The sequence below is a fragment of the Reinekea marina genome (assembly GCF_030409715.1).
Lineage (GTDB): Bacteria > Pseudomonadota > Gammaproteobacteria > Pseudomonadales > Natronospirillaceae > Reinekea > Reinekea marina.
Genome location: NZ_JAUFQI010000001.1, coordinates 3,456,548 through 3,474,545, shown reverse-complemented (window position 1 = coordinate 3,474,545; position 17,998 = coordinate 3,456,548). Strand labels below are relative to the sequence as shown.

Genomic DNA, 17,998 nt, shown 5'->3' with positions numbered 1-17,998 from the left:
ACGTTAATTTAAGTGCTGTAATGAAGTAATTCTTAGGCACACGACAATAATAAGATAGGAAGCTCCAACAATGATGAAGAAAACATTAGTTACGGCGTTGGCTGTTGCCAGTGCTACCTTAGGCACTCAAGCAATGGCTTGGGAAGAAGGCTCTCTGACCATTTGGATTGGTTCAGATAAAGGCTATAACGGTTTGCAAGAAGTCGGTGATGTTTTTGCCGATGACACTGGTATTACTGTAACTGTTGAAACGCCTGATGATGCAACCGGTAAATTCCAGCAAGAAGCTGCTATTGGTAAAGGTCCAGACGTTTTCATTTGGGCACACGATCGATTTGGCTCTTGGGCGAAGTCTGGTTTGATCTCTCCAATTTCTCCAAGTAAAGATGTTATGAAAGCATTAGATGACTCTTTCTGGTCGGCTACATCTTATAACGGTCAAGTCTATGGTTACCCAATCAACGTTGAAGGTCCTACTCAGATCTGTAACACCGATATCGTTGACAAGCCATTTAAATCTATTGATGAAGTACGTGAAGCAGCGCCTGGCCTAGCAGCTCAAGGTAAAAAAGCGCTTATGTGGGATTACAACAACACTTACTTCACTTATGGCTTCTTAACAGCTGAAGGTGGTTACGCGTTTGAACAGGTTGATGGTTCTTACAATTCTAAAGTAACGGGTGTTAATACTCCGGGTGCCATTGCTGGTGCTCAAATGATTAAAGATTTAATCGACGAAGGTGTTATGCCGGCTGGTGTTGACTACGGCGTATTCGATGCCGCATTTAAAGCTGGCGAAGTAGCTTGTGTCATTAACGGACCATGGGCTTGGGCTGATTACCAAAAAGCGGGCATCGATTTCGAACTTGCACCTTATCCTAAAGTAGGAAAAGGTAAGCCAAGAGCTTTCACTGGCGTACTTTCTGCTGGTATCAACGCTTCTTCTCCAAACAAAGAGTTAGCGGTAGAGTTCATTGAAAACTACCTATTAACTGAAGAAGGTTTGACCATGGTTAATGATGATCGTGCCCTAGGTGCCGTGACTCATAAGAAATTCATGAAGAAAGTGGGTAAAGAAGATAAGCGTATTGCTGAAGCCTTTAAAGTTTGGACAACCAGTGAGCCAATGCCAAACGTACCAGAAATGGATGCGTTCTGGAGCAACATGGAAGCTGCGTTAACCTCTATTACTCAAGGTGCGCAAACAGCTGAAGCGGCATTGAATGATGCAGCGGCTCGTATCACTGAATAAGTGATCCGTTAGCTAGACCCCCGTAACTCTATTCGGGGGTTAAAAAAGGGTTTATAGCTGCGGCTGTAAGCCCTTTTTTTTGAGCTTAACTATAATCTAAGTGAAGAGCTTAAGGGGCAGTCCACCAACGAAATGGATTAAGCTGGGTTTTGCCCAACTGTGTTAAATTCAACCCTTACAAATCAACGATTAAACTTTAATCTTAGCCCTATCAATTACAAGTAAATTAAAGGATGGAACATGGCGAATGCAAACGCCATCCCGATGGCGCCAGAAATGACGGCCCAGGAGCGATGGAAAACGGTAATTCAGTACGGCTTAGTCTGCACGTTGTCGGTGTTTTTTTTATACATTACCTTTTTAATGTATGCCCAAGGTGAAATGCTATACGCAGGCATTATGCTGGTGTTTACGTGTGCTTTTGCATTCGTATTTACGTCAGATAGAGCTTATGTCTGGCGCTATATATTCCCGTCACTTGTTGGCGTTTCCTTTTTTATCATCATGCCGATTTTATACACCTTAGGGCTGACCTTTACGAATAAGTCAAACCTGCACTTACTCGAATATGAGCAAGCTAAGAATTATTTCTTAAGCCAAACGTATATTGCCGAAGGCAGTGAATCTTATGGTTTAAAAATTTATCACCAAGGTGATCAGTTTCACCTAGCGCTGGTGGCGAACGATGATCAAATGTTCATCACGCAAGATCCGATTGGATTAGACAATTCTGAAGCCATTAAACTACCCATGGTGCCAATCAACGAAGAGCCAGCGCTGGAAGAAGCCCCAAGAAAGTCTGTGATTACTTACCGACAACCACTCGCCGATATCAAGCTGGTGCTGCCTAATGGTACAGAGCTCGCGAAATCTAAATTACGGGAATATGCAGAAATACACCCATTGTGGATCGCTGAAAAAGACGATGTGTTGGTCAATCAAGATACAGGGGAGCAGGTTTCCGCAAATTTTGAAACTGGCTTCTTCGAGCTACCCAATGGCGATTATGTCTCTCCCGGTTTCCAAGTTAACGTTGGTTTGGATAACTACATAAGAGTCGTCACTGATAAAGATATGTTAAAACCATTTTTATCAATTTTTACCTGGACCATTTTCTTTTCTATATTCTCCGTGGCCGCAACATTTATGCTGGGAATTGTCTTAGCGAGTTTCGTGCAATGGGACCCAATCAAAGGCCGCAGTATTTATCAGCTGCTATTGATTTTACCTTACTCGGTGCCAGCCTTTATTCTAATGCTCGTTTTTAAAGCACTGTTCAATCAGAACTTTGGGCAGATTAACCACGCCTTAGATGCGCTGTTTCAATTTCAGGTGGCTTGGGATACTGACATCACCATGTCGAAAACCAAAATCTTGCTGGTGAATGTTTATTTAGGTTACCCCTATATGTTTATTTTATGCTTAGGCATGTTGCAATCAATCCCGAAAGATCTATACGAAGCATCGAGCTTAGAGGGAGCGAACCCCATCGTAAACTTTTTTAAGATTACTTTGCCGTTAATCATTAAACCTTTGTTGCCGTTGTTGATTGCCTCCTTTGCATTTAACTTTAACAACTTTGTATTAATTCAGCTCTTAACCCGAGGCGCTCCACTGATGTTGGCCTCTAATCCTCCCGCTGGTGGAACCGATTTACTGGTGAACTATGCTTACCGATTGGCCTTTTTGGGTGATACGCAAGATTATGCACTGGGTGCAACCATATCGACTTTTATCTTTGTGATGATTGGCATCATGGCTGTGTTTTATCTCAAAGCATTGAAAGTAAAAATTGGCGTGCAAAAATAATTCTCGGAGAATTCACATGGTTAAATCAAAATCGTTTTTCGCCCGAGTTGTTGGCGTACACATTTTACTCTTAGCATTCTTGTTTTTTGTTATCTATCCATTGCTCTATGTTATTTCGATTTCATTTCGCAGTGGCCAAACCTTAGTAGATCCAGTTAATTTGCTTATACCGTCTAGCCCTACAATGGAGCACTGGGCGTTAGCGCTGGAGAACAATTACACCGGTATGAACCCGCTTAAGAAAGATTTAGACGGTGTCGAGGTTGTTGAGTTAAATAACGGCTTAGGGGATCTTACTTTTTACGCTGATGGTCGCTGGTCGTTGCAAGCAGACACGGAATTCAGTGAAGAAGACTTTCCTATTACCAGTTACTTGGCGATTTCCTTCTTGAATCAAGTAGGCGACAAAATCATCATTGAAGGGGCAGACAAGCGAGGCTTTTACGATTATCAGAAAATTGTATTAGATCTAGAAGAAAACCGTGATCAATACTCAAGTGATGTTCATTTCACAACGCCCGAGGGCTCGATCAATGGGCAGTTAGATGTACCGAGTTTACCAGAAGGTGCAACGCGAACGACCTTACAATACGGGGATGCTTATGTAGCGGTTCCTAAATTCCCTGTGTTGTCTTGGTTAATGAATACAGTAAAAGTAGCCAGTATTACCGGCTTCCTAATTTTATTGTTCTCTACCACGGGAGCATACGCTTTTGGGCGTTTAGGCTTTACGGGTAAAGATCAGATGCTTAAAAGTTTACTGGTTATTCAAATGTTTCCGAATACCTTATTCTTGGTCGCGTTGTACCTAATCTTTGATAAGTTGGGTGCATTTATTGATCTGTTGGCACTTAATACGCACTCGGCGCTCATCTTTGGTTATATGGGCGGGATGGCTTTGAATATTTTCTTGATCATTGGCTATTTCGATACCATTGATCCCGCGATGGAGGAGTCTGCTTCAATCGATGGCGCAACACCGTGGCAAACATTTTATAAAATCTTATTGCCATTAAGTGTACCTATATTGGCCGTCGTGTTTATTTTGGCTTTTATTGGTATTGTGAATGAGTACCCTTTGGCGGCTTTGTTAATCAGTGACATTAATAAGATGACGCTCGCAGTAGGATCACAGCAATACATTCAAGATCAAAATTTATTGTGGGGCGACTTCGCTGCGGCCGCCGTTTTAGCCGGCGTTCCAATTACAATTGTATTCTTAATTGCTCAGCGCTTCCTTGTAGGTGGTTTAACCTCTGGTGGTGTGAAAGGTTAATTTCTAACAGCACAAAAAAAGGCTCCTAAACTTACGTTTAGGAGCCTTTTTTATATCGGCATTTTTAAAGAAGTATATCTTTAATCGCACTGAGTTCTTTTTTGCCTTCGACTAATTCTTCTGGCGTAAGGCCAGATAATTCATGTGGGAAAACCAACCACTCTTCACTTTGCTGAACGTAGTAGTCAGGAACAATGTCCACTTGTGAGTTTTTAGGTTTATACCACGGGCAGGCAACGCGAATATCTTTCGGTGTGTTTAACCGAGACTGCTGGCGAATTTGTTTGATCAGGGCGTCTACACTGCGACCTGAATCAAAAACATCGTCAACAATAAGTAGCGAATCGTCAGCATTGGCGTGATCAATTAAGTAGTGTAAACCATGTACTTTAATTTCTTTAGATTGCTTTCCTATACCGTAATAAGACGATGTTCGAACCGCAATATGATCGGTTTCTATGCCTTTAAAATCAAAGTACTCTTGTACTGCGATACCAATCGGAGCGCCCCCACGCCAAATACCAATAATAAAATCTGGACGAAAGCCATCTTCTAATACCTTATGTGCCAAGCGAAAGGAGTCCTGCAAGAGCTCTTGCGAGCTGATAAAAACCTTGTCTGTCATGTTGAGAACCTTAAAAGGAAAGTTAACCTGTTGGCCAGAATTATAAACGACCTTGACGAGAATGGGTTAATTTTAGTTTAAATTGCAACGGTTCGCTCAATAATCTCAGCATTTAAGCAAGCTCAGGAGCGCTTACCGAAAGAATCATGTGTTTTAACCTGTGTCTGTGGTAAGTTTTTGCGATAAAACCAAAAACTTCAGGAGGGTACAGTCGCATGGCAATTCATACGTTAGGAGATCAGCAGCCTAGGCTCGGGCAACGAGTAATGATTGCAGAACTCAGTTTTGTGCTGGGTGATGTTACCTTAGAAGATGATGTCTCTGTGTGGCCTGGCGCAATTATACGAGGCGATATGCATCGAATATCCGTCGGTGCTCGAACCTCTGTACAAGACGGTGCCGTGCTGCATATTACTCACGCCAGTGATTACAATGAACTAGGATACCCCTTAACTATTGGCTCAGATGTCACAATTGGGCATCAAGCTTGTTTGCATGGCTGTACGATTGGAAGTGAAGTGTTGATTGGTATTGGAGCAACGGTATTAGATGGTGCTGTGGTAGAAGATAAGGTCATCATTGCGGCGGGTGCTTTAGTACCACCTGGAAAACGCTTAGAATCGGGTTATATGTACATTGGCTCACCCGCGAAACAAGCTCGAAAGTTGACCGACAAAGAATTGAGTTTTTTTAAATACTCAGCCAAAAACTATTGTAAATTGAAAGACCAGTACATTGATGAAGGTTTATCAGTCGTATAACTGGCAGGGTGTTAATTTTTGTAAGTTTTTTGAGCAGACTGGCCGTTCTCCCCATCAAGAAAAAGGTGAGTGCTGCGATCAGGTAACCATCGGTAACATCTCGCGTAGAGTTAAGTAACAGCTTCAAAAGCAATAAAGGCCGCTAATGCGGCCTTTATTGTTTACCCTGTTAGTTAAAAACGTCTAACTCAAGGTCGTGATACTCAGAGCGCATTCTTTGCTGCTCCATATAGTCTTCAATAGCTCGACGAGCCGCAAGACGACGATGGTTTTCTTGTCGCTTGTTTTGGCTAGCATCGGCTGGCTTGTGGAGGATAGAGTCTTCAATATTGGCCAATTCGAGTTCAAAAAGGTTTGTAGACATTTACATGGCTCCTTTAGAGGCTACTGCCGTATTATTGTTATAAGTCGTTCAACCAAGAGTACGTATCATCGCTCAGTTCGAGAGTAATTTTAGCCATTTCGGATGACATTTCTGTGAACTTCATCGTAGCAATGAAGACGCTTTCCAAATTGGCTAGGTCACTTGGTCGCTATTAAGTAAGCAAGTGTCGCGCCAACAATGCTAAAGTCGCGTTTTTATGTCTTGAGAGGTCAATCAGCGCATTTCTAATGCACTGATTCGGGGCTTTGATTCAGCATTTGTAAGTTTGAATGCCTGATTAAGGTGAGAATTTCAGATGCAGGTAACGCTCGGCTAATGATAAATCCTTGTGCGTAATCGCAAGCCAGCGATTCTAAATATTCCAGTTGTTGGCGAGTTTCAACGCCTTCTGCGACAACGCTTAAATTCAAACTGTCGGCCATAGCCATAATGGCCTCAACGATCGGGCTTTTTTCTCCCGGGCGTATCTCTGCCACAAACGATTGGTCTATTTTCAGGGTATCTATTGGCAATCGCTTTAAGTAACTTAAAGAGGAATAACCCGTGCCAAAATCGTCTAGCGCCAAGCGCACACCGAGAGATCTTAATTGATTCAAAAAGTCCTGAGCATGATTGATGTCTTCCATCAACATGCTTTCGGTCAGCTCTAGCTCAAGGTACTCAGCCGGTAGCTGCGAGGTTTTGAGTGCATTTTGTATCACTTCGTAGAGATCATCACGTCTTATCTGGTGGCTAGATAAGTTAACCGAAACGGATATATCACCAAACCCTCGGTCACGCCAAGTAGAGGCCTCCATGCAGGCTTTATTCAGCACTTGCTCGCCAATGGCCGATATTAATCCTGTTTCTTCTGCTAATGGGATGAAATCTTGTGGATCGAGTAAGCCCTTGTGTGGGTGCCGCCAGCGAACCAGCGCTTCGACAGAATCGATAATGCCACTGGAGAGGTTCAATTTAGGTTGGAATTCGACAGAGAATTCATGGTTTACGATGGCTTTGCGCAGCGATTTTTCAAGTTGTAACCGCTCTAAAGGCGAAGTCGCGAGTTTTTGATGATAGAACTGAAAATTATTGCCGCCTTTATAACGCGCCTGATTCATAGCCGCAATTGCGTGATTCATTAATTGGCTCAGGTTATTTTCTGAAACGATACAAACCCCAATACTGGCCGTAACTATGAGCTCATGGTCGTCCACTAAGAATGGACGAGTCACATCGGCTTGGATAGCGGTTAAAATTTCATGCAGGTGATTTTGGTCGTTTTCATACTCGATAATTAAAGCAAATTCATCACTGCTTAAGCGAGACACCTGCCTTACCGGCTCTTGCAAGTTGTTTAAGCGAGCCGCCAAATCACTTAACAGTTGGTCCCCAACTTCGATGCCTAAGCTTTCATTGATGGTTTTGAATCGGTCCAAGTTTAAAACACACACGGCGTAATGATTTTCTTGCAATGGGCGGTGTTCATGGAATTGATTCAAAACCTGATGAAAATAACCACGATTATACAAGCCAGTGAGTTTATCGGTATGACCGAGCGTTTCTGTGTTGGCCGTGGCCGAGCTCACGTCGGATAAGTCTCTAAAAATGCCTAAGTAATGCGATACAGATTTATCATCTCGAGTGACGGCGGTCAGAGTTAAGGAAATAGGTATACGCTCATCTTTTCCTCTGGCGGCGACAATGTCGCCATTCCATCGTCCATTGTTGGCTACACCTAATTCTATCCGTGCGTGCTGCTCTGTCCTCAATACTTTGAATAAAGGCTCACCAAGTAACTCACCTTTTTGTCGTTGTAAAATGTCACAAAATGCACGGTTACAGGTTCTGAAGTTTTGTTGTGCATCTAAAATAAATACACCGTCTGGATTGGTATTAAATAAACTGGCCGCCAAACTCAGCTCTTCTTGCTGTTGCATATCTAAGGTGATATCTCGGCGCGTTCCCAGTAAACGAACGCCGCGTCCTAAATCATCCCGTTCGCTGATTTTCCCGGTGTCTTCGATCCACTTGATATCTTGGTTGCGTATCGTTTTAACGCGATACCGCGCGGTATAGTAATCTGTCCTTCCACGTAGGTGGTCAAGCATGGCTTTTCTGATCACAAGGATATCGTCTTCAAGCACGATATCGAACAAATCCAAAGGTTCTTGTCCTGGCAATTGCTGAAACCCAAAAAAGCGCTCGGTGTCTGAGTGGTAAACTTTGCGTGCGGGAATATCCCAATCCCAAAACCCAATGCCTGCAGTTGCAATAGCTAGACTAAGTTGCTCTTCGCTATTAATAAGCGCTTGGTTTACGTCTTTACGCAGATCGACTTCAGTACTGAGTCGTGCATTTGCTTCCTGTAATTCGTGGGTTTTTTGCTGAATGGTTTTTTGCAGATCGGTTTGCGTTGTCGTCATCATATGATTCAAGCGCGATGCTTCAAAATCGCTCCGGACGTTCGCCAAACCCATTGAGTGGCGCTGCTTACTGGCAATGTATATTAAAATGATCGCGGGCAAATGAAGTTGCCATAAAAACTCAAGGTTTGAAAAATACAAAAAAGGAATTGGAATTAACGTTGCTGGAATGATGGCTGCAGCACTTAGGCGGCCATGCGAGTAGAAGGCCATACTGGCAACCGCTGCTAATACAAGGGCAAGCGAGTTAAAAAAGGGCTCGTGGCGTGCAAAAAGCCCCCAAACCATGCTGTTGCACAATAAAATAGCCAAAAACCATAACACCGGGCTCCACAAAGGGTCTTTGCGAGCCTGTACTTGGCTGAAAACTGTTGATAAATAACCCGCAATAGATACACACACTAATACAGCGATAGAACCCAGGTGCAGAGTTTCTTTGAAATTGAGCTCATATATTGCACAGAGGATGCTTAAACCAAGGCTAGTGAGCCAATAATAGGGTGCATTTTTCAGTAAATATTGTAGGCGTCGGTGCCTTAAAGTCTCAAATTCTGAGTACATCTGTATCTTCATTTATAGTCTGTGAATTAATTATAGATACTTTTAAGCAAGTTTTTGGGATATGACGCGCTTTTCTTTGATTTCATTGAAAATTTTCAATGGCCAAGCCTTTTTTATTTCATTCTGATAAACTTAGCCTGTTTTTATATACAGTAGGCTTTTTCATGAATTCTCTGCAACTAGATTTGCTTAATACCGAACAAAGAGCAGCGGTAACTAGCGATGCACAGCATTTACTCGTATTAGCGGGCGCTGGTTCTGGTAAAACACGCGTATTAACGCATCGCATTGGTTGGCTCGTTGCAGCAGGGCTTGCCTCTCCCTACAGTGTTTTAGCGGTTACCTTTACAAATAAAGCTGCACGAGAAATGAAAGGCCGAATTGAAGAGTTATTGGAAACGCCTTCTCACGGTTTATGGGTTGGCACATTTCATGGTTTAGCGCATCGATTGTTAAAAGCACATTGGCAACAAGCTAATCTACCGCAAAACTTTACGGTCATGGATTCTGACGATCAGCTGAGATTAGTTAAACGAATCATGGCCGATCTCAATATTACCGATGATCGTGTTCAGCCTAAGCAAGTTCAATGGTTTATTAACGGGCAAAAAGATGAGGGTCGCCGAGCGGAATATGTTCAAACCCAAGGTGATTGGTATCAAGAAACATTAAAAGATTTATATAGCCGCTACGAAGAGCTTTGCCAACAAAGCGGTTTGGTCGATTTCGGTGAATTGTTGTTGCGTGCTCACGAGTTATGGCTGAATCAACCTGATTTATTGACCCACTACCAAGACCGATTTACGCATGTCTTGGTCGACGAATTTCAAGACATTAACGAAATTCAATACGCTTGGTTACGTGTTCTGGTCGGAGAGAAGCTAAGCTTAACGATCGTAGGCGATGATGACCAATCAATTTACGGTTGGCGTGGTGCGAAAGTAGAAAACATTCAAAATTTTTCGGCGGTTCAAAGTGATGCCGAAGTTGTGCGTTTAGAGCAAAATTATCGTTCGACGGCCAATATTTTGAATGCCGCGAATGCGGTAATAGAAAACAACAGCGGCCGATTAGGTAAAAAACTTTGGACAGAAGGCGACGATGGCCAGCCTATCCGTTTATATGCGGGTTTTAACGAGCAAGATGAAGCACGATTTATTGCAGACGAAATGAAGCGACTCATCGAATCCTCGACAAACCCGAGCGAAATAGCCTTACTTTACCGTTCAAATGCTCAATCACGCGTACTCGAAGAAGCGCTTATTCAGGTTCAGGTGCCGTATCGAATTTATGGCGGTGTTCGCTTCTACGAGCGAATGGAAATACGCAATGCAGTCGCTTATTTACGTTTAGTGGTTAACCGATTAGACGATGCATCTATGGAGCGAATCATCAATGTTCCTCCTCGAGGCATTGGTAATAAAACGGTTGAGACTTTGCGATTATTTGCTCGCGATCAGGGCTGCTCTTTGTGGCAAGCGGCAGAGCTAGCGCTAGAAAATGGTGTATTTGCCGCACGCGCAGGCAATGCGCTCAAGAATTTTATGCAACTCATTTCAGATATCGAAGTTGAGGTTATCGAACAAGATGATCTGGGCGATATAGTGAAGTTTGTAAACGACGCTTCAGGCATGATCGAATACCACGAGAAAGAAAAGGGTGAAAAAGGGCGCACTCGTATAGAGAACTTAAACGAGTTGATTACCGCGGCACAAAGCTTTTCAACCGAAGTCGATGTTGAATCGACAGGTGAATTACTGGCGCAATTTTTAGGGGAAGCGTCGTTGGATGCTGGTGACGGCCAAGCCGATGAATTTGAAGACAGCGTAAATCTAATGACGTTGCACAGTGCAAAAGGGCTCGAGTTCGATCACGTATTTTTAGCCGGGATGGAAGAAAATCTTTTTCCTCATAAAATGTCGATGGATGATGTCGGCGGCATTCAAGAAGAGCGTCGACTCGCCTATGTTGGTATAACGCGTGCCAAAAAAGAGTTAACGCTGACCTATGCAGAAAGCCGACGGTTGTACGGTAATGAAACATTTAATAGTGTGTCACGCTTTGTACGTGAAATACCCGATGAATACTTAAATGAAGTTCGCTTACGCGCCCAAGTCTCTCGTCCAGTTAATTTTGGTTTGCAACAAAACATGGCTGTAGAAGATGCAGGTTTGTCTATGGGGCAGCGCGTCGAACACGCCATGTTTGGCGAAGGCACCATTGTTCACGCCGAAGGCGGAGGTGCCCAAACTCGAATTACCGTTGCCTTTGATGAAGGTAAAGAGCGCGTGCTCATGCTGCAATACGCTAACTTGATTCCGTTGTAAGCAAAAATAGCAGTTTATGAATAACGCCATTCAGTCTTTTGATGCGGAAACAAAGAGCGAGCCCAAAGTATTAATTTTGGGTTCGATTCCTGGCGTTGCTTCTCTCAACGCGCACCAATATTACGCGCACCCAAGAAATGCTTTTTGGTCCATCATGTGTCGCTATTTTGGTCTAGATGAACAGTCAGACTATGAACACCGCCTAGCGGGCTTACTCGATAAAAATATAGCCTTGTGGGATGTGCTTGGCCGGGCAGAGCGTCAAGGCAGTTTAGACAGCGCCATCAATATACAAACGGAACAAGCAAACCCCATTGATGCTTTTATAACGCAACACACAAGTGTGGAGGCTATTTTATTCAACGGGGGTAAAGCAGAATCCAGTTTTAAAAAAGTATTTGCCAAGCAGCCTGTATTTGCCAACATCGCCACACACAAGTTGCCATCAACAAGCCCTGCTTTTGCGGCGATGTCATTTGAACAAAAGTGTCAGCAATGGCACCAATGCTTATCTTTGTACTTTTAGAGAACTACTCACTTAAGCGTTTTAATCAACGCTCGGCTTTTGCGAACAGCCTATCTTTGGCTAAACGCATTTTAACTCCCCACTGTAAAAAGGGTTGGGGTGGCAACCAATTCGGTTGTGGGCGCTGGTTTATCTGTTCAATTTCTGGCGTGTTCTCGCCGATGGCTAAATAAGCGAGCTGCTCACCAAAGTGCGTAGCCAAGCCAATACCTCCACCGTTATAGCAGCCAGCGGCAAGGCAATTTTCTGAGACCCGAGTAAAAATATTCGCTGAGTTTCCGCTGATACAGGTGATGCCTGCCCAGCTGTGCTCTATGAGGTTATCGGGCAGAGAAGGGAAACGTTTTTCTAAGCCCTGCTTGTGAACATGAATACGCCGTTGCAACCCTTGAGTTGATAAGTGAACACCGGTGATCGCTTCAGCCGTATTACGAATCATAATGCGTTTATCTTCGGTTAACCGTACGGTTGCGCCCATAGCTTGTGCCGACAATAACCCCCAAGGTTTTGGCGAGCCGATTGATGAATATTCTTGTTCGGTAAGCGTACGGGTTAAGCTAGCGGTTAACGTCAAAGGAAAGGCGCGTTGCGTGAATGCACCTAACGATGGCAAAAAGCCGTTAGCACATAATAAAATTTGTTTCGCCGTCACTGAACCTTGGTGTGTAGTCACCGATACTTTTTTGGAGCCGTATTCTATTTTGTGGACAGGCGTATTCTCATATAACGCCACATTATTGGGTAAAGCGGTAATCATAGCGCGCGCTAATTTAGCCGGTTGTAACATGACTCCACCTTCCGTGTGCACCGCCATGCGATAAAATTTGGTACCAAGGCGCTCGTGTAACTCGCTACCCGCCAGCAATGAACTTTTAATGCCACAGCTGGCCAATGTTTGATGAAATTGAGTGAGCTTTGCTTCGTTTTTGAGCATCGACGTTGCGTGAAATTTTCCTGAGTCATCCCAATCACAATCTACCTGATAAGCATCCACAAATCTTTTAACTGTTTCTAAGGCGGCTCGATTTAAATCATATTTTTGCTTGTATAAACTGAGGTGCTCTCCGGTCAGGTGGCCGTCGTTCAAAGTTGAGTCAACTAAATAGCCAGAATTTCTGGCACTGGCACCTTCGCCCGCGCGTTGTGCATCAACAATAACAATACGGTCATTGGGTCGCAGTGCTGCAAGTTGTCGTGCTGCAGACAAGCCCGTGTAACCCGCGCCGATGATCAGCCAATCGCATTGGATCGCTTTTTTTAGTTCAACGTTAGGCGTACGTGGTGCGAGTTGGTTAAGCCAGCCACAGCCATCATCATTGTTTGGAAAAATCATACAGACCTCGGGTGTGATATATGCCCTGATAGTCTCAGGCTTTTAGCTTGTGTTCAAGTCACGCTGAAATGGTTATCCCATCGTATCTTGCTCGGAATCACATCTCCTTGGTTGTAGACTCTCCCTGTGCCTGAACCTGCGAACAAACCTTGCGAGGTTGCTGCCAGCGCGCATACGTCTGGCAGTAAAAACTGATCGGTCAATTCAAAATTATGCTCTGCAAACCAGCCTAGCCAGTGAGCACGAGGGCTGGTTGCTACAATCATTCCTTCACTGACTTCCACACTGCCAATATAGCCTTTCAGTTGAGCCCAAAGGCTAGGCGGTGCCTTCAGTGGCGTGAGCGTTTCATTTTTTAGCGCAAACAACAGTGGCGGGCTGTCGCCTGGGTCCAGTTGGTATTGGCCCGCAATATAAGGGCTTCCGCTGTCAGAGCAGGCAAGGTGCCTTAAACTAAGCCCGGCAAAAGGAGCCGGGAACTCTTTTTCAACAGTCAAGTTATTGGGTGATAGCTGAAGCAAAAATGAGGTTAGACTATTTTTGTTGGTCACTTCTCGACCCTTGGTTTTTAAGCCGCCAACAGCAACCCAAATGGCATTGGGCGTAGAGGCGATTTCATGTGGACCAACATAATCAAAAAACTGCTGGCCAACTTCAACCAATTTATTGTCAGCTAATTTGTAGCTGAGTAAACACATTTGAGAGCTGGCTCGATGACTGGCGCTGACAATGAGCTTGTTGTTTACCCAGCAAGCGTGGCCGTTTAACTTTAAATGATTACTAACTCTGACTAGCCCTAAATCTTGGCCGGTTCGTGAGCTAAATAACTGTAAATAGCGGCCTGGTCTACGCGCAATGGCAATACCAAAGTCTAGGCTTGGGTGCAGTGCAATATCATGCCCGCGGCCCGGTAAAGGCAGTTGCCATTGCAGCGCGCCATTGAGGTTTACCGCGCTGATGGCAAAGTGGTCGCTGCCTAATCTGGACGCGCCAATGATTAGCTCGTCAGTATTGGTCGTGGCGTTTGCAAAGGCTAAAGATTTAAGTTGAGTGGCTAACGCCAAAGCCGACCCTTGGCCTAAAAACGCTCGCCGACTAATCACCGTCAAAATTGTTAAACCCTAAATAAACATCGAGTGATGAGGCAAGATCATTTTCTATATATTGCGCAAGCGATTTGAGTTGTTGGTTTAAGTTTGTTAACTCTGATTGAGTTAAAGATAAGTCTGAATTAATCACTTGAGAAAGCAACTGTTCTGTTCGTGCACGCTGATCAGAACCAGGGTCGAGCTGCGTAAACAAGGTGTTAATTTGAGCGCTCAGTGCCTGTAAAATTGGCCAACCAGATTGAGACCGCCACCCCGGCGCTAAAGCCCAGTTAACTTTATCGCTATTCGATAATACTTCTTTCAATAAACTCTGACTAAGCAACACACTCGAGTGCAACGCGGTGACTTGTTCGAAGGTTGAAAACTCATAATACTGTTGAAGTTCAAACAGTTTTATTGCGACTCCAGTTTGCTTTTCCATTATGGCCTTTTGCCATTGGCAATGTTTATCACTGGGCGTAAGCGTTTGAATGTATTCAATGGCCGATAAGCTCATCACGGAGTTTGGTAAGGCATCTAATTGAGATGAGCTTGGTTGTGTGGTGAGAGCATTGATTACTTGTTGCCGTAAACGATCTTTTGAATCGGGCCAAAACACAACTTGATGATCTAACTGTAAAAACTCAAGCGCGGGTAACCCTAACCCTTTAATTAAAAACCATTGCGATGCGGTTTCTGTCCATAGTTGAGTGAAGTGAACACCAGATCCGGTTGCGCATTGGCTGGTCACAGCATTTTCTAGTTGTGCTGTATAGGTTTTAAATTGCCTTAAAACGTCCAAGTCGTAACGGTTTTCTTCCGCGCTCAATGAACCCAGCAAAGAATAGAAGCCAGTGGCCAGTAAAAATAGAAAGCGCTTCATATAAACCTTTTAAAGTGAGTTAACGAATGCAATTAAGGCGTCTCGCTTTTGCTTCGTTAAATGGATAAAACGTTGTCGGCTTTGTTCGGCTTCACCACCGTGCCACAAAATAGCTTCCTCGACACTTTGCGCGCGACCGTCGTGCAATAACGCCACCTGTTCATTTACTTCAAGTGCATAGCCCGTCCCCCATAATGGTGGCGTTCGCCATTCGAGACCACTGGCTAAAAATTCTTCTCGATGATCAGCCAACTTAGGTCCCATATCGTGTAACAATAAATCGGTAAAGGGATGAAAGGTTTGCTCAGACAGCGCGGGTAAATCGGCTAGATAAGGTGTTTTCATTGTGGGTGTATGGCAAGCAGCGCAACCTGTCGATTTAAATAACACTTCTCCTTGCGTAACCTCTTTATTATCATGGTTACGTTGCATAGGCACGGCTAAATGACGAGTGTAAAAAGTGACCGCGGTGAGTATATCTTTTTGCAATTCTTTTTCAGCACCTGAATCGCCATTGGGGGCGCTAAGACATTGACGTTGAATTTCTGTGCAGTGATCTTTAGGAAACATCTCACTGGTTATCCCCAAATCACCGTTAAAAGCCGCAGCATTTTGTTGTTCTAAGGTGGGCATGCCAGCTTTCCAACCGAATCGACCTAACTGAGTTTGTTGTTGCCGAACATTCCAAACAAAATTGGCTCGGCCAGAAATACCATCATTGTCGACATCATCTGGGTCAGCATTTGCGAGAATGCTTTGTTCGCTTACCTGTTCGAGCAACCCAAGCCCAATCATCTGGGGCGCAATTCGTATTGAGGTTTGTACCCGTTCAGACAGCTCGCCATAGTTAAGGTTGGCCAGTGATAATTGCGAAGATCTTAACGTAACTTTTTCGCCATCTGGGTAACGAAACGACTCGGTAGTCCAAGCCATTTCAATGCGACCTTCTGGAGCCACGCCTGGTACAGCACCATCTTGAAATTGGTGCCCGTATCTAGGTTCGGCTATTGGCCCCTTCTTAAGTTGTTGGCGTTTATCTTCGGCGGTCAAAGCCGCAAGCGATAGTCGCACCAGCATTGAAGTCGCTGTATCGTCTTTATTCATGGGCGCATGACCACGACCGTCGCGTATGTGGCAGTTTTGGCAGCCATTGGTATTAAATAGTGGCCCGAGCCCATCACGGGCTATGGTGGAGCTGGGTGCAATCACCCAAGGGTTGCGAAAAAATGAGTTCCCTACGCTGAAATCGACTTGATCGAGTAAAGGTAAGTTGGCCGCAGGTTGGCTAAAGGCCGCAGAGCCGGTTTTTTGTGTGGTGGTTTGCCCGCCAGTCAGTGGCAGTTGCGCAAAAGCGGTGGCTGAATAAACAGCCACCGCCATACTTAAACCAACTAAGCGTTTGGTGAGGTGATTAAAATTCATGTCCAGCATCGTCAGGTGTTAGTTGTGCAATGTCTAAAAGCTGAGCCATACGCTCAATGACATGTGTTTCATTTACAAGACTATTAATGGCGTCTGTTAACAAGGCTTTGCCAGTGGCATTACCTGGTGCGATGAGTTGATCGAATGCAATGCCCGCTTCAGCGCTTTTAACCACTTTCATTAAGCTTGCTTCGGTCGCATTAAAAGCAGCATCGGCGTTGTTAATAAACTCAAAATCTCCTTGGCTTGCAAAGTAGTCGCGCAAACTAGGCACAGACAACGTCTCACCATTAGCATCGGTGTAGTGGCCAAAGTAAAGGTTGGCGATGCCTTGAGCGTTGTAGTAGTGAGAGTTGTGAGTATTGTCAGAAAAGCAATCGTGTTCATCTTCGGTAGAGTTAGCGGTTAAAGCTACTTTTATGCGTTCGCCTGCCAGTTCACCTAAGGCTAATGAGCCCATACCAAAGAGCATTCTGTTTAACGCTTGTTTTGAATCTAGCGATAATAATTCAGCTCGGTAGTTGTCTTCGTTTGGTGCCCATTGATTCACCATGTAGGCTAAATCATCAATCAGCAATTCACTGGCGGCCAATAAATATTGCCCACGGCGCTTGCAGTGACCGTCGCGACACTCACTGCCTTTTGCATAATCGGTCCAAGGTCGATTACCCGCACCGGCCGCGTGACCATTTAAATCTTGACCCCAAAGTAGAAACTCAATGGCGTGGTATCCGGTGGCAACGTTTGCTTCTGATCCGCCAAACTCGTTCAAATTGGCTAATGTTTTCGGGTTAAGTCGTGATACTTTTAGATCGCCAACCTTCTTGTTAGCTACTATGTTAGCCATACTGCCATCGTTACCTAATTCATGTTCATAGGCACTGTTGTCGACATAGTCAATTAAGCCTTCATCGAGCGGCCAAGCATTTAACTGGCCTTCCCAATCATCAACAATACTATTCCCGAAACGAAATACTTCAGATTGTTGGTATGAAGGTCGCGCTGCAATCCAAGCGGCCTTTGCCTCGTCTAGTGCACTCTGTGAGGGTGATTTAACCAGCCTCTCTAAATGCTCATGCAGATGCTCCGCCGTATGTAGAGCATCACTGTAAGTGGCCAGCGCTAAATCGGCATAGCCTTCAATCACTTGGCTAGGCGTAATGTCGGCTTGAGCAATGCCGCAAACAAAAAGTGGGGCGAGCAGAAACTTTTTCATGGAGACTCTCTTCTATTGGGAATGGTTATCATTTGCGTGCGATTAAACATTAGTTGATAATGATTATCAATACCAAAGTAAATATTCACATAAAAAACCTCGACCTTTGCGTTACACCACCGCACACTG

The 17,998-nt window shown here is 44.4% G+C and carries 17 protein-coding genes; 7 read left to right on the top strand and 10 right to left on the bottom strand.

Going from position 1 to position 17,998, the window contains the following annotated elements; genetic code table 11:
• Window positions 1-3: 3 nt before the first annotated feature.
• Window positions 4-126, bottom strand: a complete 123-nt coding sequence (locus QWZ13_RS19295) for a hypothetical protein (protein ID WP_290279901.1) — start codon at window positions 124-126, stop codon at window positions 4-6.
• On the opposite strand from QWZ13_RS19295, the gene malE reads away from it, so the two are divergent.
• The 3 genes from malE (at window position 98) to malG (ending at window position 4,337) form a co-directional block, all read left to right on the top strand.
• Window positions 98-1,252 carry a maltose/maltodextrin ABC transporter substrate-binding protein MalE gene (gene malE / locus QWZ13_RS19290; RefSeq protein ID WP_290283206.1) on the top strand — a complete coding sequence of 385 codons (1,155 nt, stop codon included), beginning with the start codon at window positions 98-100 and terminating at the stop codon, window positions 1,250-1,252. The genes QWZ13_RS19295 and malE overlap by 29 nt on opposite strands.
• 240 nt (window positions 1,253-1,492) lie before the next feature.
• The gene (gene malF, locus QWZ13_RS19285) at window positions 1,493-3,061 is read left to right on the top strand and encodes a maltose ABC transporter permease MalF (protein ID WP_290279897.1); all 1,569 of its coding nucleotides are present in this window, start codon (window positions 1,493-1,495) and stop codon (window positions 3,059-3,061) included.
• 16 nt (window positions 3,062-3,077) lie between these two features.
• A complete protein-coding gene (gene malG, locus QWZ13_RS19280) occupies window positions 3,078-4,337 on the top strand; it encodes a maltose ABC transporter permease MalG (RefSeq protein ID WP_252729017.1) in 1,260 nt (419 codons plus the stop codon).
• A gap of 64 nt (window positions 4,338-4,401) precedes the next feature.
• Here the strand turns inward: malG and QWZ13_RS19275 are convergent, their stop codons facing one another.
• A complete protein-coding gene (locus tag QWZ13_RS19275) occupies window positions 4,402-4,962 on the bottom strand; it encodes a phosphoribosyltransferase (RefSeq protein ID WP_290283205.1) in 561 nt (186 codons plus the stop codon).
• Window positions 4,963-5,177: 215 nt separating this feature from the next.
• Here QWZ13_RS19275 and QWZ13_RS19270 point away from each other — a divergent pair, with 215 nt between their 5' ends.
• On the top strand, window positions 5,178-5,723 hold the full coding sequence (locus tag QWZ13_RS19270) for a gamma carbonic anhydrase family protein (RefSeq protein ID WP_252729015.1): 546 nt from the start codon (window positions 5,178-5,180) through the stop codon (window positions 5,721-5,723).
• Window positions 5,701-5,841: a hypothetical protein gene (locus QWZ13_RS19265; RefSeq protein WP_290279890.1), complete on the top strand. Its 141-nt coding sequence runs from the start codon at window positions 5,701-5,703 to the stop codon at window positions 5,839-5,841. Before QWZ13_RS19270 ends, QWZ13_RS19265 begins: the two co-directional genes overlap by 23 nt.
• 51 nt (window positions 5,842-5,892) lie before the next feature.
• Here the strand turns inward: QWZ13_RS19265 and QWZ13_RS19260 are convergent, their stop codons facing one another.
• Window positions 5,893-6,087 carry a PA3496 family putative envelope integrity protein gene (locus QWZ13_RS19260; RefSeq protein ID WP_216000553.1) on the bottom strand — a complete coding sequence of 65 codons (195 nt, stop codon included), beginning with the start codon at window positions 6,085-6,087 and terminating at the stop codon, window positions 5,893-5,895.
• 245 nt (window positions 6,088-6,332) lie between these two features.
• Complete coding sequence (locus QWZ13_RS19255; RefSeq protein ID WP_290283204.1) at window positions 6,333-9,086, bottom strand: putative bifunctional diguanylate cyclase/phosphodiesterase; 2,754 nt, start codon at window positions 9,084-9,086, stop codon at window positions 6,333-6,335.
• A gap of 152 nt (window positions 9,087-9,238) precedes the next feature.
• On the opposite strand from QWZ13_RS19255, the gene uvrD reads away from it, so the two are divergent.
• Window positions 9,239-11,401 carry a DNA helicase II gene (uvrD, locus tag QWZ13_RS19250; protein WP_290283434.1) on the top strand — a complete coding sequence of 721 codons (2,163 nt, stop codon included), beginning with the start codon at window positions 9,239-9,241 and terminating at the stop codon, window positions 11,399-11,401.
• 16 nt (window positions 11,402-11,417) lie between these two features.
• Complete coding sequence (locus QWZ13_RS19245) at window positions 11,418-11,927, top strand: DNA-deoxyinosine glycosylase (RefSeq protein ID WP_290283203.1); 510 nt, start codon at window positions 11,418-11,420, stop codon at window positions 11,925-11,927.
• Between the two features lie 25 nt (window positions 11,928-11,952).
• Here the strand turns inward: QWZ13_RS19245 and QWZ13_RS19240 are convergent, their stop codons facing one another.
• From QWZ13_RS19240 to QWZ13_RS19215, 6 genes are read right to left on the bottom strand one after another with little or no spacing between them, the layout of a single operon-like run.
• Window positions 11,953-13,260, bottom strand: coding sequence for an NAD(P)/FAD-dependent oxidoreductase (locus QWZ13_RS19240; RefSeq protein ID WP_290283202.1), 1,308 nt, complete (start codon window positions 13,258-13,260; stop codon window positions 11,953-11,955).
• Between the two features lie 53 nt (window positions 13,261-13,313).
• A complete protein-coding gene (locus QWZ13_RS19235) occupies window positions 13,314-14,363 on the bottom strand; it encodes a DUF1513 domain-containing protein (RefSeq protein ID WP_290283433.1) in 1,050 nt (349 codons plus the stop codon).
• Entirely contained in the window at window positions 14,356-15,231 is an 876-nt protein-coding gene (locus QWZ13_RS19230; RefSeq protein WP_290283201.1) for a hypothetical protein, read from the bottom strand. Before QWZ13_RS19230 ends, QWZ13_RS19235 begins: the two co-directional genes overlap by 8 nt.
• Before the next feature lie 9 nt (window positions 15,232-15,240).
• Entirely contained in the window at window positions 15,241-16,662 is a 1,422-nt protein-coding gene (locus tag QWZ13_RS19225) for a di-heme oxidoreductase family protein (RefSeq protein WP_290283200.1), read from the bottom strand.
• On the bottom strand, window positions 16,643-17,869 hold the full coding sequence (locus QWZ13_RS19220) for an imelysin family protein (protein ID WP_290283199.1): 1,227 nt from the start codon (window positions 17,867-17,869) through the stop codon (window positions 16,643-16,645). Before QWZ13_RS19220 ends, QWZ13_RS19225 begins: the two co-directional genes overlap by 20 nt.
• Window positions 17,866-17,994, bottom strand: a complete 129-nt coding sequence (locus QWZ13_RS19215) for a hypothetical protein (protein WP_290283198.1) — start codon at window positions 17,992-17,994, stop codon at window positions 17,866-17,868. The genes QWZ13_RS19220 and QWZ13_RS19215 overlap by 4 nt, the downstream gene beginning before the upstream one ends.
• Between the last annotated feature and the right edge of the window lie 4 nt (window positions 17,995-17,998).